We start from the raw sequence: 25,782 nt of genomic DNA, 5'->3' as shown, positions 1-25,782 counted from the left end.
ACCGTTCTAGAAATGGACAAGTTTCACAGATTTTTGGATCTGATACGTACTCCCGTCTTCATTCCCGTGTAGTTGTTCGATAGACAAGCGACTGATCATTTTCACAGAGATAGCAGTCGTAATACGCATCATTATAAAAGGCATTCGTTTTGAACATACCTTTCACCCCTTTGGGGCGAGTGTAGGGGAAGACTGGCAAAATACACTGTCTGAGAAGTAAATGTACGATGGGGGCGGTTTTATAGGCGGAGTCTGCGACGACTGCAAACGGGACGGTAAAACGGTGGATGATGAGCTCGAGCAAGGGATTTAAAATGATACTATCGTGAATATTACCTGGTGTGACAATTGTCCCGAGTACAAAGCCATTCCGATCACACGCTGTATGAAAGGAATAGGCGAACTGCTTTTCACGCTCCCCCTTCACGTAATATCCTGACTCAGAATCCGTGGTACTCTCCTTCGTCAAACGTCGATCATTCTCGTCCTTCTTCTTGGGGGTAAAACGCTTTTTTTCCGTGCGCCTCACGATCATCATTGATTTCTTGTTCCAGTTCATCATGATAAAAACGTGCTGCACGACGAACATGTTTCTTTTTATATTTCCGCTTATTCGCATTTGCTTTGACGTGTGTCGAATCGATAAACAGGACCACTGGGTCCACGAATCCAGCATCGACGCCTTGGGTCAGAATTTTGTAGAAGATATCTTCAAAAATCGTCGTGTCTTGGAAGCGTCGGACATAGTTTTTTCCGAAGGTTGAAAAATGAGGAACCTTTTCATCCAATCCAAATCCTAGGAACCAACGATAGGCGACGTTCGTTTCGATTTCTTCGTCTTCCGCATAGAAGGAATACCGAATAAATATTGAAGAAGAGCCATCTTGATTAAGAGAACAGGATCCACGCTAGGTCCTCCGTTATTTTCACAGTACAACTTTTCAACCAATGGATAGATGAATTGAGAGTCCATCACCTGATCGACCTTGCGGACCAAGTGGTCCGCAGGAACCAATTGTTCGAGTGTGACCGTGATGTTTTCAGAACGATGGGGTTGATTTCGTTTTCCCATCATGGGAAACCCTCCTTCGTGGTATATTTCTTTTACTTTATAATATGAAAGAAAGCTAAAAAAGCCTCGATTTCCGATCTAATCGCTTCCTAGTGGAAAGCAAACAGGAGCGACCCTGCAGCGAAGCGAAGCGGCGCGATGTTTGCCACAGAAAGACGATTAGGGAGGAAAGAGAGAGCAAAAAAAGATGGGAGATCACATTCAAGTGACCTTCCATCTAGTTTGTCTACACGCTGAAACCCTCATTTCAATAGGAAATAAGGGTTAACGTTTCTTTTTGAGTAATTTGAAAATTTTTCGTTTTACCCTCACATTGGATTTAAAATGACACCTGCATTATTCTCTTTGAACAGTGACTTATGGATTTCTAGAATTTCTTCTTTTTTTAACTCGATTGTATATTGTTTAGCTCCCTCAAATGAGTACCCTTTAAGTATACTACGTTTTTTAGATAAGATTTGTATCAGTGGCTTTTCAATCATGCTACTTTGTGATTCATATGTAAGCATATACTTACCTGCAGGTATCTGATTGCCAATTTCATAGTAGCCAGAATTCGAGATTTCATATTTTCCCGTATCGTCAGTTTTTAAAGGCTTCCGCTTAGAGGGTGTAAGTATAAAGGTTCCCTTCAAAGGAATTGACTCACCGTCACTAAATGAAATTCCCATCCACTTGTCATTGTTGCTCATTTTTTTCTGCATAAACATGGCGTCATCACTAGTAGATTGAATATCGTATTGACCTTCGGGAAAATCTTCTCCGACTTTATACTCACCAGACTTTAAAGTAACTTGCTGCAGTGCATCTTGCTCTTTATGTGTGAAAAAGTTAGATACATATGGATACGTAATAGAGGCGATACACACGCACATTAGTAGTACAAATATCACTTTCTTATTCTTATTCATTTACGATTCGTCCCTGGTCGACTACAATACGTCCTTCATCCATATAAATTACGTGGTCACATATTTTTTCGATGTCTTCTTTTTGATGACTCGACACGAGAATAGTTGCGCCTCTTTGCTTTTCACGAACCAATAACTCTTGAATCAAGTTGACACCACTCTGATCGATAGCATTGGTCGGTTCATCTAACAAGATAATGTCCGGCTTTTCAAAAATTGCTTGTGCAATGTTCAATCTTTGTTTCATTCCTAAAGAATACTTCTTCATCTTCAACTTTGATGTCGGATCTAAACCTACTGCTTCGATTGCCTCAATCATATCTTGTTCGGTCGCTACTTTTCTAATTTTCGCGAGAATTTTTAAATTTGTCATTGCATCATACTGTGGTAACAGTTCCATGTTTTCAATAATGATGCCTAAACTTGGTGGAAACGATATTTCCTCATGAAGTACTTCGTCGTTAATCTTTACTGTGCCGGCAGTAGGTACGATTAATCCGGCAATAGATCGGAGTAACATCGTTTTACCCGAGCCGTTTCTTCCAAATACGCCATAAATTTGACCTGGTAAAAATTCAACAGTGATGTCTTTCAAGACAGCTTTTCTTTTTATCTCTTTACTTACATTCTCTACTTTAATCATTATCTTCACCTACATTATGTCTAATTTTTTAAATCGTTGAATTGACAGCCATACCAATAAAATTTCTAGTAACATGATACCAATCATTCCATATGAACTATTGACGATGTTACTCGAGAGGAAATCCCAGTCATTTAAACCGTTGCGCAACCCCATTGCATAGTTCGATAAAAAGAAATAGTTTGAAAGCATAGCTGTCTTTTGAAACTCGGCGCTCAGTAAGGTTGGAACAAGAATATAAATGCTTACGATGAGCTGAGCGATTTCCGATTTAAACAAAAGCTCCATGTACATTTGTATCGAAAACATTACGACTAAGCTGCCAACATAGATTACCATCATATACGTATATGTATCGACCGATAAATCATAAGTATTGACTTTAAACAATCGAAATATAAGAAATTGAAAAGAGATAAAGAATACTAAAGACAAGAACATGGACAGGAATTGCTTCATCATGAACATATTCTTGCTATATCTTCTAGTAATATAGGGGATTCCTTTAAATCGAATTGCTTCTCTTAGGTTTCCTGAAAAATAGAAACTCATGACGATTACCGGGAAGTACCAATAGAGTAAGTACTGGTACGTCAACATTCTACTCGATGTCAATGGTACCCCATCCAAGAAAGGAAATCGGGACATCTCTAAGCTCGAAAACTTTAAGAAGATCATTTGAACAATAATCGAAAGAAGTACTAATACAAATAAACGTTTGTTTTTTATCATTATTTGTACATATCCTTTCTAACAAAGGCAGCAAGACCGAGACTAGAGGCAAATGCAGCAAAGAAAAATTGTCGGATAAAGATAAGCGCAATATCTAATACGCCCCATTCTCCCTCAAGCATTTTGTTGTACATTGATAAATCTTTTAGCGGACCCCATATTTGACTTAACAATAATTTTTCCATAAAGAAAAGCAGACCAATAGTAAAGACTACGATGAAGAAGGACTTGGTCGAGGAATTTACAAGATCTTTTACCAATTCATACAGAATCCCCACGAAGCTATAGAATAAGAAAAGACTGATCGTGTTTAAAAAGACAATCTTCAAAAAATGATTACTTTCTAAGACTTCACTCGGAAAATGTTGATAGGACATTCCTAAATTGATCACGGAGTGCGTAAGTGAAAAGAGAAACGCAGTGAGCAAAATCTGTCTAACTCTTAGGAAGAAGTATTGTTGACGAGACTTGAACCGTGTAATAGACCATTTAGCTTCTCGCGAAAAGAAACTATTCAGTAATATCAAAAACGGTGCTACATAGAATAAGGAATATGCTTGGATCGAACTAAATCCGAACGCACTGTTGTTGGCAATTAATAAGATATCGTCATATGTAAGGTCACCTGTCTTTAAATAGGGGTTACTTAAACTAGCCTTCGTTTGAGTATTCCAAATAAAGATTAAAAACAGGACCACACCCACTACTGCACTGATTTTTTTAGTCTTCATTGAATTTTACTCCATACACATAAATAGTCAGCGGGAACAGACATAAAACTAATAAAGACAGGAAAAAGATATTCGTCAAGTCAGCAAATCCATACTCAGTAAAGGGTTGAAGCAACAATAAGATAGAGTCTTTCTTTAAAACGAGTAAGAACCAGACAAAGAATGTTGCAGCGTATGCTATTTTTTTATCCAAGAAAAACAAACTAATACTCGTTCCAAGCATTCCTACTAATCCTGCAATGAGTGAAAAGAAGAAAATGTATAAAAGAGCTGTGGTTAATGGGTTAGCGATACTAAAATTAAACAGCGGATTGTCATCAAACTTGAGTTCAGTTTTACCGCCCGATAATGTGCCACCCCAAAAAACAATATGTACTAACACCAAATTCAGCATTAAAGAAGTCAAAATCGTACAGAAAGAAGTTACAAAAGAAATAAATAATTTTTGAGCAAAGTAAGCTTTTCGACCAATTTTACTAATCAGTATTTTTCGATATCCTGTTTTATAGTCTTGAATCGCATTGTCTCCACCTAATAACAGTAAGTAAATAGGCAAAAACCATAATAAAATAATTTGAGGTGCATGACCAATACTTGACCCAGTTAAAAAAGAAGCAAATACAGGCTGATAAACTTCATCCGACAACTGTTGTTGTCTCGTCAATAAAAAGATTTCAACCATTGGAATGCATACAATGATCAAGAATAAGATTCTACTCATACGATTTTTATACAGATTCAACAATTGACTTTTAATCATAAAACCATCGTCCCTTCTTTCACTTTAAAAAATGAATAAATCAAACACATGATAGTGTTTGATTTATTCATCATCTTTAAAAATTAATCAGTTTCTTCGTCCCAGTAACCACTTACAGTATAAGTGTTAGAAGTATAGTTATTATTTTCTGCTGCTAAACGTACATACGATTTACTCGCTGTTTGGTATGCAGATCGATAATAACTGCCTCCGCCTTGTTTAACATCAACTGTATTAGAAACTTGTGTTCCTGATTTATCCAACCAGTATGTAGCAATTTTTCCTGTTCCTTCAGAAGTATAACTCATATTGACTTTCCATTTGTTAGCTGTGTTTTCCGTTTGACGGTATCGCTCGCTACTATAAGTATTACCATAATTGGCTTTTAAAGTAAAGCTATACCCAACGTTATCATTAGAAGCCAATGCAACTGACGATGTTCCTAGGACACCAAGTCCTAGTGCTAAAGCCATTCCTGTGTTTACTAATTTCTTTTGTACTTTCATTGTTCTTTTTCCCCCTAAAATTTTATTGGTAATTCCATGAAAATATACCACATATTTTACTGATATTACTTTACATTAATAATATTTATTTTATCATTTAAAAGAATTTTATTACTTAAATTTCCTTTATGAAAATATTTAAAATTTATTTTTCAATAAAACATTAATTTGAACGACGAATTGTAATATTAAGTGCAACACCTAGCTGAAAACACAAAAAAAACCCATAACGGCCTCGTGTAGAATAGAGTTACCACACAAAATTCAACGGAGGATTCGTTATGAGCTATGTTCATCTTACCACATCAGAAAGAGTCAAAATAGAGACGTATCTCGAGCTAGGTTTCTCTGTCCGAAAGATTGCTGGACGCCTGGGGCGTCAACCTTCTACGATTTCACGAGAATTGAAACGAAATCCTTACTATGATGCTTCCTGTGCTGACCAGCGTTATGTGGAACGCAAAAAGAAGTGCGGTGCACGGACGAAGTTTACGCTCGAAAAAGGAGTCCGTATCCTCGAAAAGTTACGCGAGACATGGTCCCCTGAACAGATTGCCGGACGATTATTCCAAGAAGAAGGACTCTCGTTCAAGACAATTTATCGCTGGATCTATACGGGCCTCGTCGAGGCCGATTCTGGACTCCTTCGACAAAAGGGAAAGCGTCAGAAACCACGTGAGACGCGTGGACGCTTTAACGTCGGACTGCCAATCAGTAAACGTCCGTCTGACGTCAAAGGGCGCCAAACGTTCGGACATTGGGAGGTTGATACTGTTGTCTCGGGTAGAGGGAAATCCAAAGCCTGTGTCGCAACGTTCGTCGAGCGAAAGAGCCGTTTTTATCTCGCTGTACCGATGGAAGATCGGTCCGCTCAATCGATGGAGTCTGCGATTCAAGCATTGCATCTTTACTTCCCGTTGGGAACGTTCCAAACTGCGACGACAGATCGTGGAAAAGAGTTTAGCTGTCATGAACGAATTCGTGACACGTTAGGCGTACCGATGTATTTTGCGGATCCGTATTCTTCTTGGCAGCGTGGGAGTAACGAGAACGCCAATGGTCTTCTCCGTGAATTTTTCCCGAAGGGGACAGATTTCGGAAAGGTCAGTCGTTCTGAACTCGCTCAAGCGCTCGCCTGGATCAATGGGAGACCGCGAAAATGTCTCAACTGGAAAACTGCATACGAGGTCTTCACGGAAGAAGTGTTGCACTTAATTTGACAAACCGTCATAAAAAAATAAAAAAACTAATATTTATCAATTAAAATTACAACTTGAAAATATTTACTTACATTTCAGATTTAACAAATTGTGTAGTGCTTAAATCCTTTAATTTTCTCTCAAGAGCTTTTGAGAGTTACAGATAGTTTTACTTATATCAAATAGATTTACTGTCCACCTTTTAAAAATTAAGCCTTTTATCTTACTTTTGTCAGGTGAATATTTATTTCCATCGAGTGATTGAACATTTTGAACAACACGATGTATAGCGTTTCAAATAAAATAAATAAGTTTTATACTGATTCATAATTAATTTTGTTGTTTATAAAACCTTAAATATTGATGACTTTCTTTTTCTTGTTTCATTCTAATAAAAAAGTGATGTTCTCGATTTCGAAAACACCACTTTTTTTATGTTTTATTTAAAAACGAAAGATTGACTAAAATGAACGGTTTTTTCTTCCTATTGCCGCAAAGACCATCAAGGGATTTGAAGATAGAATCGTCTTCAGTGGCTTTACATATTTTTGTAGAAGATACAGGAACACACTCATGATACAAATGGATAGATGAATTGAAAGTTTATCACCTGATCGACCTTGCGGACCAAGTGGTCCGCAGGAACCAATTGTTCGAGTGTGACCGTGATGTTTTCAGAACGATGGGGTTGATTTCGTTTTCCCATCATGGGAAACCCTCCTTCGTGGTATATTTCTTTTACTTTATAATATGAAAGAAAGCTAAAAAAGCCTCGATTTCCAATCTAATCGCTTTCTAGTGGAAAGCAAACAGGAGCGACCCTGCAGTGAAGCGAAGCGGCGCGATGTTTGCCACAGGAAGACGATTAGGGAGGAAAGAGAGAGCAAAAAAAGATGGGAGATCACATTCAAGTGACCTTCCATCTAGTTTGTCTACACGCTGAAATGCCTGACATCCGAAGAACAGGTGTCAGGCATTTTTTAGAGATGCGGATGATCGGCGACGACGGCATATTCCGTCACGGCATTCGACAGGACGAGCGGTTTGACTTCAGAAGTCCCCGCGTCGCGTTTTTTATGGACGCCTTTATACGCCTGGCTCGCTTGCCAGGCGTGGAAATCTGCTTGTTTTCCCCATGTCGTCATAATTGTCACGACATCATGTTCGTCCTGACTAATATCGACGAGCACTTGCATCCGGATGAATCCTTCCATCTGCTCAATCCCTTTTGTCGTCTTAAAGCGCGCCGCAACTTGATCGGACTTCCCTTTGACAACGCGTAGTTGATTCATTACAATCCACATACCGATTCCTCCCTTGTTCACTGCAACTAGTATACCGAACGAGAAGACGAGTGCCCACTCTTGATGCTTCAGTCGATGCTGTTCGACAGGAAGCGGAACCGTTCTGCGCCTGAGGCGTCGACCGCGTGGAGATCAAAGAACAGTGATTTCGAAAAAGCTTGCGGGAGCTTTTGCACCGTATGGAACCATTCCTTCGTTGCGACGTCAAATGTACGCGTCATCGCTTCGATGGCACGGGTCTCTTCTGCGCCGTTCGTCAACGAGACCTTATAAGGCGCGATCGTCAAATGATCAATCAGGCGACGGTGATTTTCACCGATAACAATCAAGAAGCGGCCGGCGTCCGTTTCGATGACATCCGCTTCCGCCCACTCTTGTCCGTCGTGTACGGTACGGCGTGTGACGTGGGTGACGGCGTACGTTGCCTCGTTGCGCCGTAACACAATCAAATAGCGCGTCGTCTGCGTCTCTGCATAAGCGATCGCTTGCGTGTCGCTTAATGTTTCTGTCCAGTAGACCTCTTTCGTCGTAAGCTGAATGGTCGCATCTTTGTTGAAACCGGCGACGACCGCTTGCGGTGTTAACTCAGGGGCCGGATCATGGAACGCTGCGGAATGGTTGTCGTGTTGTAAAAATAAGAAACAACCGATCCCGACGAGGAAACTGCTGATGAGCCATACAAGTTGTTTCTTCATGCGATTCTCTCCTTGTGTAAGCGACGGTCCGTTCAACCGATTGATGGTTTCGTCTAGTTCTTTAGCATAACAAAGACCTGCTCGTCGCAACAAGAGCAGGTCTTATGTCCCGATGGAAAATCCATCAAAGTGTCGTCCGCCATGTTGTGTTAGCCACGTCTCGATCAACTGAATGACCGGTTGTTTCTCATCATGACGGAAATAACGTTCGAAAGCATCCGTGAATCGGTCAGCATCTGCTTGACTGAGGGCGGCGAGTTCACGCGGCAACCATTTTCCTTGACCGAGCCAGCGTCCGGATGCCGTTAAGTGAAAGGCAGCTGCTTGATCGAAAAGACGTGTTGCGATGGCGAGTCCTTCCGTCCGGTCCTCTACCCCAATGAAGTCATCGAGCAGATCCGTCAAAAAATAGCGATTCTGATTTAATTGTTCAACCGTCCATCGCGTTGGTCCGGCAAGCAATTGGCGCGACGCTTCCGTTTTCAACCGGTCGACGAGTGGATGCACCCGGACCGGCACCGCTTCCGCGACCATCCGTTGCAGCGAGGGACGACGACGCGCACGGTCAGCGTCGAAAAAATCACCAATCGTCGCTTCCGTGTAAATGAACGCTTCGACGGGGTATCCTTCATACAGAAACGACTCCCGGTAGGTGCGTGCTCCTGTTGGCATGAGGACAATCAGGTCGATGTCAGACGTTGTTGTCGCCCGTCCGCGGACATGACTGCCGGCGATCATTGCGGCTAAGGATTCAGGGTATCGTTCAGCCACCAGTTCATTCGTCAGTGTAAGAATTTCTGGATTCATGTCACTCCATGACCCGATCTTGGAATAAGGCGTTATCACTGGCGAAAACGGCCACTTCATCCCCCGGTACAGCGACGATTGAGGCCGTCGCTTCGGCGTTCAACCGTAAATCGACCGTCCAGGATTCGTAATACGTATCCGAGCCGTTGACGACGAGTGTCTTCCCGGAACTGAACGTCAGAAAAAGGTGCGGAATCGTTTTTCCGATGCGTACACCGGTAATCCGTTCTGTATGTAAAGTCACGATCAGATGCAACATCTCTTCTTTCGTCATATGACGGACGACCCAGTCTTTTGACGATTCGACGTCCCCGTAATAGAGGCGATCGGTTTCAATCCGTAACGAAATTTCCGGGTTCATCGTATCGTAGAGATTAATGAAATCCAGGCTGACGAAACTCGCCAAGTGAATCGTCGCGAGTTGGGTTCCGGTTAAGTAGGTCGTTAAAAGTTTTCTCGCAAGTTGATGGTCTTCTTTGTTCATCTGTACACACCTCTTCATGTAAGTTTTAAGTCAGTTCAAGATGATTTCCAGTCCATACATCACCGTCATGAGTCCGGTCATCGTAAGCAGCAGACACACTAACATGATTTGCAGGATGCCGGTATACACGTGTCGCATTTGACTGAGTAGTACGATCGAACAGGCCGACAGCAAAATTCCCAAGTAAAACAGCCAACTGAACGGATCGGCGACGGCGATTCGGAAATAGCCGCTCAAGACGAGACTCGAGACAATCAAATAGAGGATCGAGGAGCTGACGACGACAGGGCTCGACCGACGCAATACATGATTCAAGAGCGTACCTCCTCTTAAAAAGAATCTTTCTTCCAACAAATTTACCACATATTAGTAAGTCACGGGAGTCCTAAAGAAAAAAGGAATCCTATCGGTAACGATAGAACCCCCCTTCAGACCGACTCAGTCTGCTTTCTTTAAGATGTTGAGTAACCATTTTTGCAGGTCTTTTCCACCTTCGTAAAAAGAGCTGTCACGTAATTCGAACGTGTGCCCGCCTTGCTTGATCGCTTCGTTAAACGTATCACCAAGATCGCGGTTTTCCCACTTGCGTTCATCATTCAAATATTTAAAGCCGAAATTACATTCGACATTAAAAATGATATGGAATGGTTCTTTAAATGAATTGACGGCCCGAATCATCTCGAGCAAAATCATCCGCTTCGGTGTCGATTGTTTGATGGTGTCGATCGTCGTCGTCCGACGCCCGTGAAACTCGACGACGCGGACGGCACGTCCCTGGTCTGCTTTAAAATCATAACTTGTCCGGATGGAGACGATAATTTCTCTCATGCTTTCTGTCATACGCTCTCACTGCCTTTCTCTCGCTTTCGAGTATACCACCCCACTCCACCTTCCTTGAAGAAAAAATTTTAGTATTCCGTCCTGAGACGGATTGAATACTACCATATTTTGTATTAAAATGAAGTAAATGACGAAAGGAGCCTTGTTTTGAAACCGTTATTTTCCATCATCCTGACTGTTTGTTTAGTCTTCACAGGGTGTTACTGTTCCCTTGAAGCACGAACAGACGACCCGCACTTCAAATCACGGACACGTTCGATTTCGACGTATCATACATTCGCTATTGAATTTTCACATGGACTCCGCGCTGATCAAGTTTCGAACCGAACCGTTACCGTCACGGATTCGACGGGGGAACGGATGCAAAATGAACTCGTTGTCATCGATGGGAAAGAGTTGCGGATTAAACCGCCTCGCTCTGGGTATCGGAAAGGACGACAATACATTATACATATCCGTGACTCGATTGATGCCCGGAAACAATTGAAAACAACGACTGTCCGCGAACGGATTTTTACTGTTGATCGTTAACAGTGAGATTCGTTTTTCTTATGTATTTTATTAAAAAATCGGACTGAACAAGCGTTATTTGCTTTCGGACAAATTAAAAGATGACGGGGATGTCCGTCGTCTTGATTACGCTACAGCCTATTGCCCTATTATAGTATATGCTCTCGTCTTATCGGCCTAATAGGCACTCCATCCCCCGTCTGCAACGACGATTGCCCCATTGATGAAACTCGCCTCGTCTGATGCAAGAAACAAAGCGAGCTGTGCGATTTCGTCAGGTTGTCCGGTTCTGGGGTTCAAGCCCATCCCGAGCATCGTCCGTCCCATCCCGAACTCACTGATGTTCGTCATCGATTGTCCGATGTTCGTCTCGACGGCACCGGGCGCGATTCCGTTACAGCGAATCCCTTCTTGTGCATACATGAACGCCGTGTTTTTCGTCAGACCGACGACAGCGTGTTTGGAGGCGGCGTACGCAGCACCGGCACGCGCTCCGTTTAGTCCACCGATTGAGATGTTGTTGATGATGTTTCCGGAACCTTGTGCACGAAATAAGGGAATCGCGAGCCGTATCGTCCGCATGACGGCCGTCGTATTGATGGCGAGGACGCGGTCCCAGCGTTCATCGGTCAGCTCGTCGACCCCTTCCATCCCGTCCATGATTCCGGCATTGTTGACAAGGATATCAAGTTGTCCGTAAGCCGTTAACGTCTCGTTAAACAGTTGTTTGATCGCTTCAGCAGACGTGACATCCGTTTTGATGGCGGTCGCCGTCCCACCGGCTGCTTCAATCGCCGCGACTACTGCGTTTGCCCCGTCCAGCTGAATGTCAGACACGATGACACGTGCTCCTTCTGCTGCAAACCGCTCCGCGATGCTCTTGCCCATTCCGGACGCCGCCCCGGTCACGATGGCCACTTTGTTTTCGAGTCTCATGTTTTTTCATCCTCTCTGCTTAAACACGACGACCTTACTCGTCTTTACCCGTTTCGACGTGTCATTTCACTTCAATCACGAAAGCCGAGTTCCCGTCCCCTTGCTCCCAATCAGCAAGGACATGATACACATAGATTCCGCGCGCATCAGGTGCTTTGAGTTGTTCGCCTTGCAGCGGAACCGTCTGTCTTGTCCCTGCATCTTGCCACTGTTCGATTTTTAAATCGTCCGGCGCAGGGCCGTCATGAAAGGCAATCGTAATCGGTGACTCCGGTCGGACCACGGTCGGCTTCAATTTTTCTGTCATTTCGAGCGGGTTCGTGTAGATATAGTCGACACATTGTCCCCGTATGAGACCATGCCAGCAATAGGACCCTTGCTGCGTCGGGATCGTTTGGTTTCCGACCGACACGTCAGGAAGCGGCGGTTGATTTCGGAATGGTTCGATGATGAAAATAAATCCAATCACAAGTAAGATGACGATTAAACGAATCGTCCGTCGTTTCATACGAACCAGCTCCTTTTTTTCATAAGTGTCATCCGAAGGTTTGTCCTGCAGCAAAACAGGCAATAACTCAACAGTGAACATAAATCAGTGAAGCAACTACTACAGGAGGTTATCAATCATGGCTGAAAACAAAGTCGTCATCATTACAGGTGCATCAAGTGGTATCGGGGAAGCCACAGCGAAGTTACTTGCGAAGAATGGTGCAAAACTTGTCCTCGCAGCACGTCGTGAAGAGCGGTTGCAAGCATTAAAAGAAGAAATCGAGCAGCTCGGTGGTCAAGCGGTCTATCAAGTGACGGACGTGACAAAGACGGAGCAACTCGAACAACTCGCGAAACTGGCACAGGAGACGTACGGATCAGTCGACGTCCTCGTCAACAATGCCGGTCTGATGCCGTTGTCGCAACTCCATAAAAACAAGCAGGATGAATGGGATACGATGGTTGACGTCAACATCAAAGGGGTTCTTTACGGAATCGGGGCTGTCCTTCCGTACATGCGAAAACAAAAATCAGGGCATATCATCAACATCTCGTCCGTCGCAGGTCACGAAGTCATGCCGTCAAGCGCTGTCTACAGCGGAACGAAGTTTGCCGTTCGTGCGATTACGGAAGGTCTCCGGAAGGAAGAATCAGTCGACAATAACATTCGCGCGACAATCATTTCACCGGGAGCCGTCGATACGGAGTTAAAAGACCACATCACGGATGAAGACATCAAACAAGGAATCGGCAACATGCAGGCGATTGATGCCGACGCGATTGCTCGGGCAATCAACTATGCGGTCAGTGAACCGGATGATGTTTCGATCAATGAAATCCTGATCCGTCCGACATCACAAAAATAAGGAGTATACAAGAACGGCCGACACATCGTCGGCCGTTTTTTAGTGCTGTATCATCTGTTCGGCGATCAACCGGTACGATTCGAGCCGTTTGTCTTGGTCGTAAGCATTGTTGATTAACAAAAATTGATTCGTCCCGTACCGGGTTGCCAACTGTTCGAGTGCTGCTTCGACTTCCGTCGCCGTCCCGACGATAGTCCGGCGCCGGTCATGTTGGATCCGTTTTAATTGTTCCGGGTTCCAGTCCTTCGTCCCGACGGTATCAAACGACGGGACGATCGAGTTTCCGAGCCGGATCCCTTGAATCCAAGCATCTTGTGTCGTCGCCAACTGTTCTGCTTCTGTTGTCGTTTCGGCACAGATCGCAAACACACAGACGATGACCGTCGGCTCCTTGAACTGCGCACTCGGAATGAACTGCTCGCGGTATGTCCGTAATGTCTCTTCCCAGCGGTCCGGATTGATGAAATGACCGAAGACAAGCCCCATCCCCCGCTCTGCCGCGAGCCTTGCACTGTTCGGTGACAGACCGAGCAAATAGAGGGGAGCCGTTTGCGTGAGGCGCGGCGTCGACTTGACGATCCGAAACGGATGCTTTGCGGACAACGAATCAGTTAAAAAACCGGATAATTCATCCATCAAGCGTGGGAACTCAGAATACTTATTCGCTTCCCCGTCCGTCAAGGCACTTCGTGTCCGCTCGCTCCCGCCTGGTGAACTGCCGATTCCGAGTTCGATCCGTCCCGGATAAAAGGCTTCGAGCGTCGAAAAGTTTTCCGCGACTTTTAATGGGCGGTACTGCGGCAACAGGACGCCGCCTGTCCCGAGCTTAATCGTTTTTGTCTCACTCCCCATCCGGGCAATGAATAATTCAGGCGCCGCGCTAAGTAAACCATTCGTATTATGGTGTTCGGCGAACCAGTAGCGCTCATAACCAAGCTGTTCTGCTGCTTCGACGAGTCGTTTTGTTCGCATCATCGTGTGTTCGATCGTATCCCCTTCGTGGAGCGGGACTTGATCGAGTATGCCAAGTCGCATCGTGCGTCGCCTCCTTTACTGATAAGTGTAAAGGGTCAGCCGTCCGAAAACAAAATCGGTGCTCCGTCAGACCGTGACGAGTCGCGAGTCCGCGATGACGAGTCCGTCCTTCATCTCGATTTTTCGATTGGCGCGGTCAGCAAGCTCCGGGTCATGGGTGACAAATAAGACGCCACATCCTTTTTCAGCGTTCAACCGTTTTAAAAGTTGAAAGATGATTTCCCCGGTTTCCGTATCGAGGTTCCCCGTCGGTTCATCCGCGAGGAGCCACTTCGGCTCATGGACGAGTGCCCGGGCGACGGCGACACGCTGCTGTTGTCCGCCGGAGAGCTGGGACGGCAACGAGCTGGCTTTTTCTGCAAGACCGACTTGGTCGAGTAAGGCAAGTGCCCGCTCCTTCTTATCATAGGAAACTTTGCGTCCGAACAATGGAGCCATCACATTTTCAAGTGCCGTCAACGTCGGAATCAAATGAAACTGTTGGAAGATAAATCCGACGTTCTCGAACCGGAAATCAGACAGTTCTTTGCTCTTCAACTGATTGATCGGGCGGTCGCCATACAATAGCTGCCCTGTCGTCGGTCGATCAAGTGTCCCGATCAGACTAAGCAATGTCGATTTTCCTGATCCAGACGGTCCGATGATTGAGATGAAATCACCTGCGTCGAGCGTCAGATTGACGGCGTCAAGTGCCTTCGTTTCGATACCGTCCCCTGAAAATGATTTACCGATGTCCTGACACTGAAATGTATCCTTCATCTGATTTCCTCCTTAAATTCATCTTGTCCTGAATGGAATTCGTGATATATTTGGAAAATCCTGCAAAACAAAAACGACCTTAAAAAAAAGATCGTTTTACGTCGAGACAGAGGGACGTTTAACCCGTTTTGCACAGACTTCATACGGAATCACATAAAACAGACAGGCGATGACGGCAAAGCGAACGATTCCGAGCACGTTCAGTTGGATATCGATGGATGATTGACCAAACGCTTGATAACCACCGATAAACAAGAGAATGGCGAAGGTCAACGTCGTCAGATAAATCAGGAGACGTAACGGTAAAGGGTACCGCCCGGCAATCCATAACATGGGAATCCCGAACAAAAATGAAAAAAGTGTCACGGCAAACGTTCCAAATTGATAAAGAAATTCATTTTCTAAGTTGTTTAACAGCGCATAACCCGTAAAACATAAAAACGATAAAAGGACACTCACAGCAGAGTAACTGACTAAGCGCATCGTTTATCCTCCTTTGAATCCGTTTACAAATCCAGACACGACCACCATCATCTCGGAATGAGACGATGGACGACATCAGCTAACGTTTCTGCTGCGAGTTCTGCTTCTAACGCCTGTTGAGCCCGGCTGAACGTCGTCTCGAGCGCGCCTTGAATCTCGCGGCCGATCGGACAATTCGGATTCGGGGACTCATGCATCATGAATAAGTCTTCTTTCGGCTCAACAGCACGATAGACCATCAGCAATGTGATATCTTCCGGCTTTAGTGTCAGGATTGCACCGGTCCGTCCCGCCTGTGTCTTGAGCAGTCCTGCTTTTCGCAGGAGACCGGTCAGGCGACGGATGACGACAGGGTTCGTATTGACACTCCCGGCAATGATTTCGGAAGACATCGGTTGTTCTTCACTTGAACTGATTAAAGCGAGTATATGCACTGCGACCGCTAGTCGACTATTGATCATTGTTTTCACCACCAATATCTTCAGTTTAGTGAGGGGATGTTTTTTTGTCAATTTCCTTGACAGAATAAATTTTTGTAACTAAAATGATTACAAGTGTCATGCTACATAAACTTAAAAGGAGGAGATGTGAGATGAAAGTTGCGATCATCGGTGCAAGTGGGAAAGCAGGACGAACCATTTTAAAAGAATTAGCAGAAAGAGGTCATGCATTAACGGCAATCGTCCGTAATGTAACCCGGACGACACACGACTCCGTCCTCGAAAAAGACGCGTTTGCATTGACGAAGGACGACCTGTCGGGATTCGATGTCGTCATCAATGCCTTTGGCGCAGCGCCTGGAGATGAACTGCAGCATGTCGAACTCGGTCGGCATTTGATGGAGGCATTATCCGGAACGGCGACGCGTTTAATCGTCGTCGGTGGCGCCGGCAGCCTGTTCGTCGACCGGGAACAGACGACACGCTTAGCAGATACACCGGACTTTCCGGAAGCATACCTTCCGACGGCGAAAAGTCAGACGCTCAACTTGATTGATTTGGAACAGACGACCGATTTACACTGGACGTTCGTCAGTCCGGCAGCCTTCTTCGATCCGGAAGGTGAACGGACAGGAACGTACCAACTCGCTTCAGACGTCTTGACTGTCAATGCAGCAGGTGACAGTTACATCAGTTACGCCGATTATGCCGTCGCCATTGCGGACGAGGTCGAACACAATCGCCATGATAAAGAGCGCATTTCAGTTGTCTCGAAGTAACAGATAACGCCCGATGTCCTGTTCAAAAGGACGCCGGGCGCTTTTTTTGTCATGCTTGGTTTAATCCTTTACTTCAAAAGAGTGATGTAATGCCCAAATCGCGGCACCTGACTCCTGTAGTAGGGCATGTGCCCGTTTTTCGATTTTTTCCGGGAGCGCATCTTGACTGAAGTATGCCAAGTCAAAACTTTCGTCATCATTGATTTGTAATGTCCCCGTGACTTCGTGCGCGTGGAACAGGTTGATTACACTATCCGTCTCGTCTCCGTTCGGGTATGTGAACTGGTAGCGTGGTCCGGAAAAGACACCAATGAGTTTGACCTTGTCCGTCACAAGTCCCGTTTCTTCATATAATTCCCGGATTGCGACTTCTTCTAATGTTTCTCCGAGTTCCATCGAGCCCCCCGGTAATCCCCAATCGTTTGTATCGGAACGGTGTTGGAACAAAAGTTGTCCTTGTTCATTGATGACGAGGATTGTCGCACCGACGCTGATAATCGGTCGACTGCCGATGAATTTTCTTAATTCTGTTATGTATCCCACTAGTTGTCCTCCTTTGTTACGATTGCTTCCAATTTCACTGTACCCTCTTTTGTAAAATACTGTATGATATGAAAGTCAGTTCATTTTACCAAAGGAGTGGATTTTAGTGAAGTCGTTTCCTAAAGAACTAGACCTGTTGTCCTTATTTTCAGTAAAACCGGATGAACCGGTTCCGCTCTTCTATTACGACGAATCGACGTACCGCTTTCAAAATGCCTTCGAACAGTTCATCGTTCGCCTGACACTGGCAAGCGGTCAGTTTTCCCTTCAAGTCAATCAGCGTTCCGACGATCGGTTGGTATCGCGTATCTCCTTAGAGGCACTTTCGTCATTTGAAATCATTCAAGACGACCGGGAAGCTGCACGGATTTTACTGACCTTGGAACAAGACGAAGTCGTCCAAACCATCGAAATCGACGTTCGTCCGAAGTTTCGTCTCATCTTTCAAGAACAATTAACGCGTTAAAAGGAGCAGATCATGTCGTATTTCGTATTATTGGGGACTTTTTTGCTGGCGACGCTCCTCCATGAACTCGGGCACGTCGCAGGTGCCAAGCTCGTCCGGATACAGGTCCGCACCCTGTCAGTTGGGTTCGGTCCCGTTCTCGCGCGGACAACATACCGTGGAGTCACCTACCAGCTTTGTTTGCTGTTACTCGGAGGTTATGTCTTACCGGTTGACGCTGCTGTCAATCGCGCTAGACGGATCGTCTTCGTCGCTTCGGGACTAATCATGAGCATCGTCCTCGTCCCGCTTGCTTGTCTCTCGGTCCTGCAAATCATGAATCCGGCACAATCTCTAGTGGGCGGGTGGTATCACCTGATAACACCGTGGGTCACGTATCCGGTTCACTTCCTGTTTGATAGTCTGCCGTCTCTTTTGCCGGACGGTCCTTACACCGTGACGGTCCTGCTTCAGTTACTCGCTGCGACGAGTCTCTTTCTCGGATTGACGAACTGTCTTCCGCTGATCATGCTCGACGGCGGACAACTGCTTTTGCTGCTGTTTGAAGGTTGGTTCCCCGTGTTGCGGCAACAAGAGCGCAGATTACTCAAAATCAGTTATGTCCTGCTCGGCCTATTGATTGCCGTCCCGATTCTCATTGTATTCGTCAAACACATCGAGACGACGTATCCGATTCTATTGGTCGGTGCCTTCATACTTTACCGCGTCGTCAAACTGTCTCCGGGCATGCGCCTTTAAAATCAAAAAACAGACCACTTTGTGTGCAACGGCAACAAAGTGGTCTGTTTTTTGTTTAGAGCATATCCCTTCGTCCGGTCATTTGACGATCATGACGGGGCTTTTAACGCGTTTCGCGACTTTATGGCTGACGCTGCCAAGGACCATTTCCTGAAGCGAGTTCAACCCGCGGCTACCGATGATCGTCATATCCGTCGGCTGCTGATTCGCATGCTCGACAATGGCCGGCCCCGGTTCCCCGCGGAGGATTGTAACGTAATAGGACACCCCTGCCGCTTCGAGCTTTTCTTCGACCGGTCCGAGCTTTCGTCGCCGTGCGACTTCTAGCGCTCCGCTCCCCTCCGAATGCAAGACTTCTTCGCGTGCTTTCGCGAAGTCTGCGACGAAGACGACCTCAATCTTGCTCGATTCGTTCAAGCGTGCGAGTTTAATCGCCTCTTCCGCTGCACGGACAGAATGGTCAGAACCGTCGACGGCTAATAGAATATGATTGTACATACAAATCACTCCTTCAGGTTAATGAGGTGAGGACTTCGAATCCGGTCGGTTATGAATCGCCAAGCGATCGACGAGACGTTTACTTTCCGGATTCAATCCAAGGATCGTGATACTATTCTGATTCGACATCAAGCGTAACATTACCTTGTCGATGGCACCGACTCCTGAATCATCCCAGATTTGTGTCGATGAGAAATCGATGATGATCGCAGTATCGTGGACCTCATAATCAAAAGATGCGATGAAGTGATCGACGGAAGCGAAGAAGAGTGGTCCCTGGACGGTATAAATCGTCTGATCCTTCTCCTGTCGTTTGACGACGTTGATTTTTGAGACTTTCGCGACAAAGAACAAGGCGCTCAAGATGACTCCAGTAATGACTCCGATTGATAAATCATGTGTTGCGACGACCGTGATGACCGTCGTCAACATAACGATTGCATCGGCTTTCGGCGCCTTTCGGATATAGGTGAAGGACGACCAATCAAATGTTCCGATTGAAACCATGATCATAATCCCGACAAGAACCGGCATCGGAATTTGAATGACCCAGTTGCCAAGGACGATGATTAAGAACATTAAGAACAGTCCCGCGACGAGCGTCGAAAGTCGACCACGTCCCCCGGATTTAACGTTGATGACGGATTGTCCGATCATCGCACATCCAGCCATCCCTCCGAAAAAACCGGTGACGAAGTTCGCGATCCCTTGCCCCCGTGCTTCGCGGTTCTTTTCGCTCTCCGTCCCCGTCATGTCGTCGACAATCGTTGCTGTCAGCAACGATTCGAGCAATCCGACGATCGACAAGGCGAGTGCGTACGGGAAGATGATGCCGAGCGTCTCGAATGTGAACGGAACGTCCGGTAAGAAGAACGATGGCAATGACCGCTCGATCGTTCCAAGATCTCCGACCGTCCGTAAGTCGAAGCCGAAGTAAATCGTCAGTCCCGTCAAGACGATGATGGCAACGAGTGGTGCCGGAACCGCGTTGAACAAGCGCGGCAACAAATAGATGATGGCGAGTGTGATGCCGACAATGACATACGTCAACGTTGAAATCCCGACGAAGTGCGGGACTTGTGCCATAAAAATCAAGATTGCCAGTGCGTTGACGAAACCAATCATGACGGCTCTCGGGATGAACCGCATGAAGCGGGCAACCTTCAAGATACCGAATACGAGTTGAATGACACCGGTTAAAATCGTTGCTGCTAATAGATAATCCAGTCCGTGTTCCTTGACGAGCGGGACCATCAGGAGTGCCATCGCACCGGTCGCTGCCGATATCATTCCCGGACGTCCGCCGACGAAAGCGATGATGACGGCGATACAGAACGAGGCATACAAGCCAACCATCGGATCGACACCGGCAATGATCGAGAAGGCGATCGCTTCCGGAATCAATGCGAGGGCGACGACGATTCCCGCTAAAATATCACCGCGGATGTTTGAGAACCACTGTTCCCGGAGTGTCAAATTCATCAATTTCGTTCCACCTTTCCTTCCACCCCTACAGGGTTTCCCGTATACTAAGGGGGACCCGAATGGATGGTTTCGTTGAATGTCCGTTAAGCGTACCACTTAAAGTATCATAATGGAACTGTTTTGGGACGATTGATTTTACGACTAGTGTACGATGTGAGGAGAATTTTATGATTATCAGTTATATGCGTCCGTTTTATGAAGATCCGGAATGTATCCTTCAAATGGAAGCCGTTCAAGCCTTCAAACCCGAACGCCAAGTCATCGAAGAACACGCTTCGTCCAAACGACGGGAAGCGCTCGAACAGTTAATCGCTTCACTGGCGACGGGGGATGTGGTTGTCGTCTCGCAACTTTATGTCTTGGCTGACTCATCGCGCCATTTGATTGAATTGCTTGAACAAATCGAACAAAAGCAAGCATACCTCGTGACGATCCGGGAACAAATCGATACCCGCGAACCGCTCACGCACTCGTTTCGAGAACTCGTCGAACATCTTGTCGCCCTGCAAAGCGATGTCGTCAGTATGACGACACGCCAAGGGTTGACGAAAGCGAAGGCGGACGGGAAACAGACGGGCCGCCCGCGTAAAGCAGATGCCAATGTCAAACGGGCAATCGAAATGTATCAAAGCAAACAGTACAACCTCGCTGAAATCCGTCAGGAAACGGGGATTAGCAAAAGTACGCTCTACCGCTATTTGGAGCAATGACTAGAGAGCTGTTAATCAAATCCGTGTTTCCTTCCGAAGTGACAGGAAACACGGATTTTTCATATCTTACAGTGAAAGTGGGTATACTGACTGTAACGAGTAGTAGATGAAGAATGGAGGTATTACCCATGACTGCAACGGAAGAAGAACAGACAGTACTGAAACAACTCGAAACCCGCTTCAAGGAACAGATGCACCGGCACCCGAATGTCGACTGGGGTAATGTCGAAAGACGCTTACAGGAACAGCCTGATGCCTTAGCGGTTCTCAAACGAATGGAACAGACCGGTGGTGAACCGGATCTCGTCACGGACCCGGACGCACCCGATGACTTAACCTTTTTTGATTGCGTCAAGGAAAGTCCGGCGGGTCGCCGCAGTTGCTGTTATGACCAGGCTGCCCGCGAGAAACGTAAAAAAAATCCACCTGCGACGAGTGCGCTCGAACTGGCAACCGAGATGGGGGTCAGCTTATTGACAGAAGCGCAATACCGAATGCTGCAAGCAATCGAACCGATGGACCTCAAAACGTCGAGTTGGGTTGCAACGCCATCATCGATTCGTGACCAAGGTGGTGCGCTTTATTGCGATCGCCGGTATGATACGGTATTCGTTTATCACAATGGAGCGGATTCCTATTATGCGAGTCGTGGCTTTCGCGGCTGCTTGACGCTGTGACGTGAAACAGAGATAAACCAAGAGTTACTCCGTGCTTACGTTGGAGTGTGTCTTGGTTTTTTGTTTACCGTCTAGTCAAGGTGTGGTCACTTGCATCAATCGCTCGTTCAAGGAGTTGGACCTGTTGATGCATCGTATCTCCATGACGTTTTAACTGTTCCTGCCGCGCGATGTTCACATTCATTTGATCACCCAGCGTCTTGCCGTACGTTTGTAACGTCAGTAAGGTGTGCTGGATGGTCTTGAGGTGCGAGGCGACTGCTGGATTCACCGTATTGACCGCATGGCGTTCCAGCTCGACGTGTCGTAATGCTTCTTCAATCCGGGATGAACCGGAAAATAGCTGGGTCATCCCGTCCGTCGCTTGACCTAACTGTTGGAACGTGTCATTGATGTGGGTCGTCATCTGGCTTAAATCGCCTTCCATCGTCGTGACACTCGCTGTCAATTCGTCGTTGGCTTGATTGATGCTCCGAATCAAGTGCGTCACGTCAAGCGATAGCAGTTCGACTTCTTTTGCGACGATTGCGAAACCACGCCCCGCTTCACCGGCGCGCGAGGCTTCTATCAAGGCATTAAGCGATAACCGTCGTGTCGCCTCAGCGACGCGTTGAATCTGCTGAATGGAGTGGTTCATCGAATCATTTTTTTCACGTGTGCTGTGTAGTGACCGCAAGACAACATCGGACGACATATGTAACGTCTGCGTTCTGATTTTCAACGCATCAAGAATGGTTTCTTCCTGTACGATCTCCGACTGGAACTGGACGAGCGTCCGTTGACTCTCTTGTAGTGATTGATTCATCCGTTCTAACGCTAACGAGGAGGTGTGCAGGAGTTGATCCGTTTCTTCGACGACAGATTCCACTTCCCGTGAATGGGTGGTCAAGGAAGTGGCGATTTCTGAGATGGCGGTCACCGACTCCTCGGTTGCCGATAGCTGGCTCATGAATTCCGGTTGCATCTGTTTGAGCTGGTTACTCGTGTTGCCCAGTTCATCCGTCAAGCTTGTGATTTGGTTCATCAATTGATTGTACTGGAACACTAACTGTTCGACTTCAAACGTGGTGGTCTTAAGTGAAAGCGGCCGATAGTTCCGTTTCGCGTGGGCCTCTTCAATCTTCAGCGAGAGGACGGATAACGGGGCCAGCTGTTGTTTAATCCGGAAGCGGATTAGCAGACTGACGAAAAATAGGACCGCGAGGCTTAAGGTCCCGAGTTCGAATGCCAGTGCCTTGGCCGGACCGATCAGTTGATCCCGGTCGACCGATAAGAAGACGATCGTATCGAGTTCCTGAATCGCTTTTGCCAGGATGAACCGGTCTCCATGTGTTACCGTCGTGACGGTTTTCGTGTTTAAGTCGCGCCGGACGGTGGTTTGCTCGGTGTTCGTTAATGCAATTGCCGGGAAAACCTGATCTTTCGTACGGAACGTTTCGAACGCAGCTTCATAATCATCTTGCGCAAGATCCGCCAACTGTTGATTTTTCGTCCGTTTCACCGCTTGATTCCGCGCTTTATTCGCTTCCGGATAGGTCAGCGCAATCGCTTTGACGCTTGTATCGAGCATCGTCAACTCCCGTTCGAGCCGTTCCGTCACTGACTTCGTCGATGTCTGATATACTTCATAGACGCTCAGTAAACTAATCGTCAGTAAGCCGATTCCGACTAACGGAATTAACCACCCGTTCAATTGTTCACTCAGCAATCGTTTTCTTTTTCTAGGTCTCATGGCGTATCATCTCCTCGTCGAGTCTATCGGAGATGTCGACCGTTTCATTTATGAAGGGCGTGTAACGATTCGGTAAACTTCTGGTGCGGGCTGCCGCTACACGACTTCGAAAGGAGAAATGACATGACAAACTGGCAAATCTGGATGGACCAGTATGGGTATCTCGGTGTCTTTCTCGCCCTGTTCGCCCACTTTATCCCGACCGAACTGATCATGAGTTATGCCGGCTTTTTAGTGGCGACGAATCAGCTCTCCTACGTTTTGATGCTTGCGACGGGCGTCATCGGTTTCATCCTGTCACAACTCGTTTTATATGGTCTCGGCTACTTCGGCGGTGAACGGCTGCTGCATGTACTGACGAAGTGGCTTCACGTACGTCCGGACCGCTTGCAACGCGCCGAACACAACTTACACCAGTATGGTGGCTGGTACCTGCTCTTGTCCCCGCTCTGGAAAACGGTTTTTGCGTTTGGTGCCGGGACGGTCCGGATTCGCTTGACGACATTTTTACTTTCAACGGCACTGTCCTTTACGGTCTGGTCCTTGCTCTTCATGACGAGCGGTTACTATCTAAAGGAACGCTGGGATCTCGTTGCCACATTTGCCATGAAACACGTCTCCTGGATGGTCGTGTTCGTCGTGCTTTCTGTGCTCGTGATTCGTTGCTGGAGCAGGAAAAGAGATTGATTGAAGAAATCAAGGACCGCATGACTCGTCTGACGTTTACTTGATACTTCCTTCGATTCGAATCGAGATTTGTTTAATCAAGATTGCGACGAATAAGATGAACGGGAAGAATTGAAGTGGGAACAAAAATAATAACAACGTCGCCGTGACGAAAGGTTGTTTCAAAATGACGGTACAGCTCGCAGCAACGGCGACGGCGACGAGTAACCCGGGTGTATACGGAAACAAGATGGCAAACGCGAAGCCGATGGAGGTACTTGAGAAAATCGCCGGAAAGATTTTCCCGCCCCGCCATCCGAATGAAAAACAGATATTCGTCAGCAAAGCTTTTCCGAGCGCAAGCAAGACTAAAAAGAGAATGGATTGATCGAGCGCTTCTTTTGAAAAGTCTAATAGTTCATGTTCACCGGAAAATAAAAAATACGGTGACCAGATACCAAACAAACCGATGGCGAGTCCGGCGCTGATTGCGAGTCCGAGCGGTGATGGATATTTGATTGCAAGCTGGTCCGTCCATCGACCAAGAAGAAGAAACACTGCTCCGAAACCTGCCCCGATGAGGATTGCCGGGACTATGAAGTAAAGGACTTCCCGCGTCCAATTGACTTCGGGGGTACTGATACCGAATACGGAAGCACTCGGGAAGAGGCGGTTCAACAACGTAAACGCTAAAATCCCGCACGCTGTCGTAATCCCGTACAAGAGGGCTTTCGTCAGTTTTGATTGAAAACGACGTTCTGCGATTCCCTCTTCGATCGCTTCACTGACACCGACGAACGGTGCATAAAATATCGTCGCTAACATCGCCCCGATCCCGAGTTCAAGCAATTGTTCCTTTTTATGAATCGTCCACGTCATCCGGTCGCCGATCCACGTCATCAATCCTCCCAAAATACTGACGAGTGCCGCTTCCGGACCAAGACTTGCCCCGAACGTTAAGACAAGTAATGCCGCGCTACTGTTTTTGATAATCGCCCCTTCATACGTAACCCGTCCGGTTTCCTGAAATTCACGTAACGTTTCGTGCATCGTCTTCGGATAATCCCCGATGTATTTCTGAAACAGTCCAATCAACACCCCACCCGTCGCTCCCATCCAAATCGGGTACCAGGTGCTGTCAAACGTTTCCGGTAATGTCGTCCACACAAGATGAATCAATGCGTTGACGACGCCTAAAAAAAGTGACGCGACTACACCGACGAGAATCCCGAGTAAGCAACTGTAGAAGATAAAAACCAGATTGAACTTCACATCATTCCCCTCCT

At 46.4% G+C, this 25,782-nt stretch carries 34 protein-coding genes and 1 pseudogene; 9 read left to right on the top strand and 26 right to left on the bottom strand.

Going from position 1 to position 25,782, the window contains the following annotated elements; genetic code table 11:
* Positions 1 to 58: 58 nt before the first annotated feature.
* From KNP98_RS16285 to KNP98_RS13015, 8 genes and pseudogenes are all read right to left on the bottom strand, one after another.
* A complete protein-coding gene (locus KNP98_RS16285) occupies positions 59 to 535 on the bottom strand; it encodes a transposase (protein WP_353048592.1) in 477 nt (158 codons plus the stop codon).
* A 199-nt stretch (positions 536 to 734) separates the two neighbouring features.
* Positions 735 to 1,075: pseudogene (locus tag KNP98_RS16345) on the bottom strand (transposase); the annotation flags it as partial.
* 305 nt (positions 1,076 to 1,380) lie between these two features.
* Positions 1,381 to 1,983: a hypothetical protein gene (locus KNP98_RS13040; RefSeq protein ID WP_214766123.1), complete on the bottom strand. Its 603-nt coding sequence runs from the start codon at positions 1,981 to 1,983 to the stop codon at positions 1,381 to 1,383.
* Positions 1,976 to 2,626, bottom strand: coding sequence for an ABC transporter ATP-binding protein (locus tag KNP98_RS13035; RefSeq protein WP_214811712.1), 651 nt, complete (start codon positions 2,624 to 2,626; stop codon positions 1,976 to 1,978). The genes KNP98_RS13040 and KNP98_RS13035 overlap by 8 nt, the downstream gene beginning before the upstream one ends.
* A 9-nt stretch (positions 2,627 to 2,635) precedes the next feature.
* Entirely contained in the window at positions 2,636 to 3,358 is a 723-nt protein-coding gene (locus KNP98_RS16280) for a DUF2705 family protein (RefSeq protein ID WP_214766119.1), read from the bottom strand.
* Positions 3,358 to 4,089, bottom strand: coding sequence for a WxPxxD family membrane protein (locus tag KNP98_RS13025; protein WP_214769097.1), 732 nt, complete (start codon positions 4,087 to 4,089; stop codon positions 3,358 to 3,360). Before KNP98_RS13025 ends, KNP98_RS16280 begins: the two co-directional genes overlap by 1 nt.
* The gene (locus KNP98_RS13020; protein ID WP_214769099.1) at positions 4,079 to 4,849 is read right to left on the bottom strand and encodes a hypothetical protein; all 771 of its coding nucleotides are present in this window, start codon (positions 4,847 to 4,849) and stop codon (positions 4,079 to 4,081) included. Before KNP98_RS13020 ends, KNP98_RS13025 begins: the two co-directional genes overlap by 11 nt.
* 83 nt (positions 4,850 to 4,932) lie before the next feature.
* A complete protein-coding gene (locus tag KNP98_RS13015; RefSeq protein ID WP_214811710.1) occupies positions 4,933 to 5,355 on the bottom strand; it encodes a DUF2712 domain-containing protein in 423 nt (140 codons plus the stop codon).
* Between the two features lie 281 nt (positions 5,356 to 5,636).
* Here KNP98_RS13015 and KNP98_RS13010 point away from each other — a divergent pair, with 281 nt between their 5' ends.
* Entirely contained in the window at positions 5,637 to 6,575 is a 939-nt protein-coding gene (locus KNP98_RS13010; RefSeq protein WP_088838374.1) for an IS30 family transposase, read from the top strand.
* A 550-nt stretch (positions 6,576 to 7,125) separates the two neighbouring features.
* On the opposite strand, the gene KNP98_RS13005 is transcribed toward KNP98_RS13010, so the two are convergent.
* From KNP98_RS13005 to KNP98_RS12975, 7 genes are all read right to left on the bottom strand, one after another.
* Positions 7,126 to 7,263, bottom strand: coding sequence for a hypothetical protein (locus KNP98_RS13005; protein ID WP_214811708.1), 138 nt, complete (start codon positions 7,261 to 7,263; stop codon positions 7,126 to 7,128).
* Positions 7,264 to 7,534: 271 nt separating this feature from the next.
* Entirely contained in the window at positions 7,535 to 7,858 is a 324-nt protein-coding gene (locus KNP98_RS13000; protein ID WP_088837154.1) for an antibiotic biosynthesis monooxygenase, read from the bottom strand.
* A 68-nt stretch (positions 7,859 to 7,926) separates the two neighbouring features.
* Entirely contained in the window at positions 7,927 to 8,553 is a 627-nt protein-coding gene (locus KNP98_RS12995) for a hypothetical protein (protein ID WP_214811706.1), read from the bottom strand.
* 102 nt (positions 8,554 to 8,655) lie between these two features.
* Positions 8,656 to 9,360, bottom strand: coding sequence for a nucleotidyltransferase domain-containing protein (locus KNP98_RS12990; protein WP_214811704.1), 705 nt, complete (start codon positions 9,358 to 9,360; stop codon positions 8,656 to 8,658).
* A gap of 1 nt (position 9,361) precedes the next feature.
* A complete protein-coding gene (locus tag KNP98_RS12985) occupies positions 9,362 to 9,844 on the bottom strand; it encodes a hypothetical protein (RefSeq protein WP_214811702.1) in 483 nt (160 codons plus the stop codon).
* A gap of 30 nt (positions 9,845 to 9,874) precedes the next feature.
* The gene (locus tag KNP98_RS12980; RefSeq protein ID WP_214811700.1) at positions 9,875 to 10,159 is read right to left on the bottom strand and encodes a hypothetical protein; all 285 of its coding nucleotides are present in this window, start codon (positions 10,157 to 10,159) and stop codon (positions 9,875 to 9,877) included.
* A 123-nt stretch (positions 10,160 to 10,282) separates the two neighbouring features.
* On the bottom strand, positions 10,283 to 10,672 hold the full coding sequence (locus KNP98_RS12975; RefSeq protein WP_239456893.1) for a hypothetical protein: 390 nt from the start codon (positions 10,670 to 10,672) through the stop codon (positions 10,283 to 10,285).
* Between the two features lie 159 nt (positions 10,673 to 10,831).
* Here KNP98_RS12975 and KNP98_RS12970 point away from each other — a divergent pair, with 159 nt between their 5' ends.
* A complete protein-coding gene (locus tag KNP98_RS12970; RefSeq protein WP_088837148.1) occupies positions 10,832 to 11,215 on the top strand; it encodes a hypothetical protein in 384 nt (127 codons plus the stop codon).
* Positions 11,216 to 11,371: 156 nt separating this feature from the next.
* Here KNP98_RS12970 and KNP98_RS12965 read toward each other — a convergent pair whose 3' ends face one another.
* Positions 11,372 to 12,130: an SDR family oxidoreductase gene (locus KNP98_RS12965; protein ID WP_214811698.1), complete on the bottom strand. Its 759-nt coding sequence runs from the start codon at positions 12,128 to 12,130 to the stop codon at positions 11,372 to 11,374.
* Between the two features lie 61 nt (positions 12,131 to 12,191).
* The gene (locus tag KNP98_RS12960) at positions 12,192 to 12,638 is read right to left on the bottom strand and encodes a hypothetical protein (RefSeq protein ID WP_214811696.1); all 447 of its coding nucleotides are present in this window, start codon (positions 12,636 to 12,638) and stop codon (positions 12,192 to 12,194) included.
* A gap of 118 nt (positions 12,639 to 12,756) precedes the next feature.
* On the opposite strand from KNP98_RS12960, the gene KNP98_RS12955 reads away from it, so the two are divergent.
* Positions 12,757 to 13,485, top strand: a complete 729-nt coding sequence (locus KNP98_RS12955; protein ID WP_214804574.1) for an SDR family oxidoreductase — start codon at positions 12,757 to 12,759, stop codon at positions 13,483 to 13,485.
* A gap of 39 nt (positions 13,486 to 13,524) precedes the next feature.
* On the opposite strand, the gene KNP98_RS12950 is transcribed toward KNP98_RS12955, so the two are convergent.
* The 4 genes from KNP98_RS12950 to KNP98_RS12935 all read right to left on the bottom strand — a co-directional run bounded on the left by KNP98_RS12950 (position 13,525) and on the right by KNP98_RS12935 (position 16,223).
* A complete protein-coding gene (locus tag KNP98_RS12950) occupies positions 13,525 to 14,520 on the bottom strand; it encodes an LLM class flavin-dependent oxidoreductase (protein WP_214804576.1) in 996 nt (331 codons plus the stop codon).
* Between the two features lie 66 nt (positions 14,521 to 14,586).
* The gene (locus tag KNP98_RS12945; protein WP_214811694.1) at positions 14,587 to 15,279 is read right to left on the bottom strand and encodes an ABC transporter ATP-binding protein; all 693 of its coding nucleotides are present in this window, start codon (positions 15,277 to 15,279) and stop codon (positions 14,587 to 14,589) included.
* 96 nt (positions 15,280 to 15,375) lie between these two features.
* Positions 15,376 to 15,762: a hypothetical protein gene (locus KNP98_RS12940; protein ID WP_088837143.1), complete on the bottom strand. Its 387-nt coding sequence runs from the start codon at positions 15,760 to 15,762 to the stop codon at positions 15,376 to 15,378.
* 47 nt (positions 15,763 to 15,809) lie between these two features.
* Positions 15,810 to 16,223 (bottom strand): Rrf2 family transcriptional regulator, encoded by a 414-nt coding sequence (locus KNP98_RS12935; protein ID WP_088837142.1) that lies wholly within the window; start codon positions 16,221 to 16,223, stop codon positions 15,810 to 15,812.
* A 131-nt stretch (positions 16,224 to 16,354) separates the two neighbouring features.
* Between KNP98_RS12935 and KNP98_RS12930 the strand changes: the two genes are divergently transcribed.
* Complete coding sequence (locus KNP98_RS12930; protein ID WP_214811692.1) at positions 16,355 to 16,981, top strand: NAD(P)-dependent oxidoreductase; 627 nt, start codon at positions 16,355 to 16,357, stop codon at positions 16,979 to 16,981.
* Positions 16,982 to 17,041: 60 nt separating this feature from the next.
* Here KNP98_RS12930 and KNP98_RS12925 read toward each other — a convergent pair whose 3' ends face one another.
* Positions 17,042 to 17,524 carry an NUDIX hydrolase gene (locus tag KNP98_RS12925; RefSeq protein WP_214811689.1) on the bottom strand — a complete coding sequence of 161 codons (483 nt, stop codon included), beginning with the start codon at positions 17,522 to 17,524 and terminating at the stop codon, positions 17,042 to 17,044.
* A gap of 106 nt (positions 17,525 to 17,630) precedes the next feature.
* Here KNP98_RS12925 and KNP98_RS12920 point away from each other — a divergent pair, with 106 nt between their 5' ends.
* A complete protein-coding gene (locus tag KNP98_RS12920) occupies positions 17,631 to 17,990 on the top strand; it encodes a hypothetical protein (protein WP_214811686.1) in 360 nt (119 codons plus the stop codon).
* Between the two features lie 12 nt (positions 17,991 to 18,002).
* A complete protein-coding gene (locus KNP98_RS12915; RefSeq protein WP_214811683.1) occupies positions 18,003 to 18,728 on the top strand; it encodes a site-2 protease family protein in 726 nt (241 codons plus the stop codon).
* 78 nt (positions 18,729 to 18,806) lie between these two features.
* On the opposite strand, the gene KNP98_RS12910 is transcribed toward KNP98_RS12915, so the two are convergent.
* Complete coding sequence (locus KNP98_RS12910; protein ID WP_029330103.1) at positions 18,807 to 19,226, bottom strand: universal stress protein; 420 nt, start codon at positions 19,224 to 19,226, stop codon at positions 18,807 to 18,809.
* 18 nt (positions 19,227 to 19,244) lie between these two features.
* Entirely contained in the window at positions 19,245 to 20,708 is a 1,464-nt protein-coding gene (locus tag KNP98_RS12905; protein WP_214769116.1) for a SulP family inorganic anion transporter, read from the bottom strand.
* Between the two features lie 170 nt (positions 20,709 to 20,878).
* Here KNP98_RS12905 and KNP98_RS12900 point away from each other — a divergent pair, with 170 nt between their 5' ends.
* On the top strand, positions 20,879 to 21,421 hold the full coding sequence (locus KNP98_RS12900; protein WP_088837135.1) for a recombinase family protein: 543 nt from the start codon (positions 20,879 to 20,881) through the stop codon (positions 21,419 to 21,421).
* A 128-nt stretch (positions 21,422 to 21,549) separates the two neighbouring features.
* The gene (locus KNP98_RS12895) at positions 21,550 to 22,098 is read left to right on the top strand and encodes a DUF4256 domain-containing protein (RefSeq protein ID WP_214811679.1); all 549 of its coding nucleotides are present in this window, start codon (positions 21,550 to 21,552) and stop codon (positions 22,096 to 22,098) included.
* Between the two features lie 64 nt (positions 22,099 to 22,162).
* Here the strand turns inward: KNP98_RS12895 and KNP98_RS12890 are convergent, their stop codons facing one another.
* Positions 22,163 to 23,830, bottom strand: coding sequence for a methyl-accepting chemotaxis protein (locus tag KNP98_RS12890; protein WP_214811676.1), 1,668 nt, complete (start codon positions 23,828 to 23,830; stop codon positions 22,163 to 22,165).
* Between the two features lie 123 nt (positions 23,831 to 23,953).
* On the opposite strand from KNP98_RS12890, the gene KNP98_RS12885 reads away from it, so the two are divergent.
* Positions 23,954 to 24,517: a DedA family protein gene (locus KNP98_RS12885; protein WP_214811673.1), complete on the top strand. Its 564-nt coding sequence runs from the start codon at positions 23,954 to 23,956 to the stop codon at positions 24,515 to 24,517.
* A gap of 36 nt (positions 24,518 to 24,553) precedes the next feature.
* On the opposite strand, the gene KNP98_RS12880 is transcribed toward KNP98_RS12885, so the two are convergent.
* A complete protein-coding gene (locus KNP98_RS12880; RefSeq protein ID WP_214811670.1) occupies positions 24,554 to 25,768 on the bottom strand; it encodes a chloride channel protein in 1,215 nt (404 codons plus the stop codon).
* Positions 25,769 to 25,782: the final 14 nt, after the last annotated feature.

The organism is Exiguobacterium sp. s127 (assembly GCF_018618695.1).
GTDB lineage: Bacteria > Bacillota > Bacilli > Exiguobacteriales > Exiguobacteriaceae > Exiguobacterium_A > Exiguobacterium_A oxidotolerans.
The sequence above is the reverse complement of the archived record's forward strand: the minus strand, read 5'-3'. Positions and strand labels throughout refer to the sequence as shown.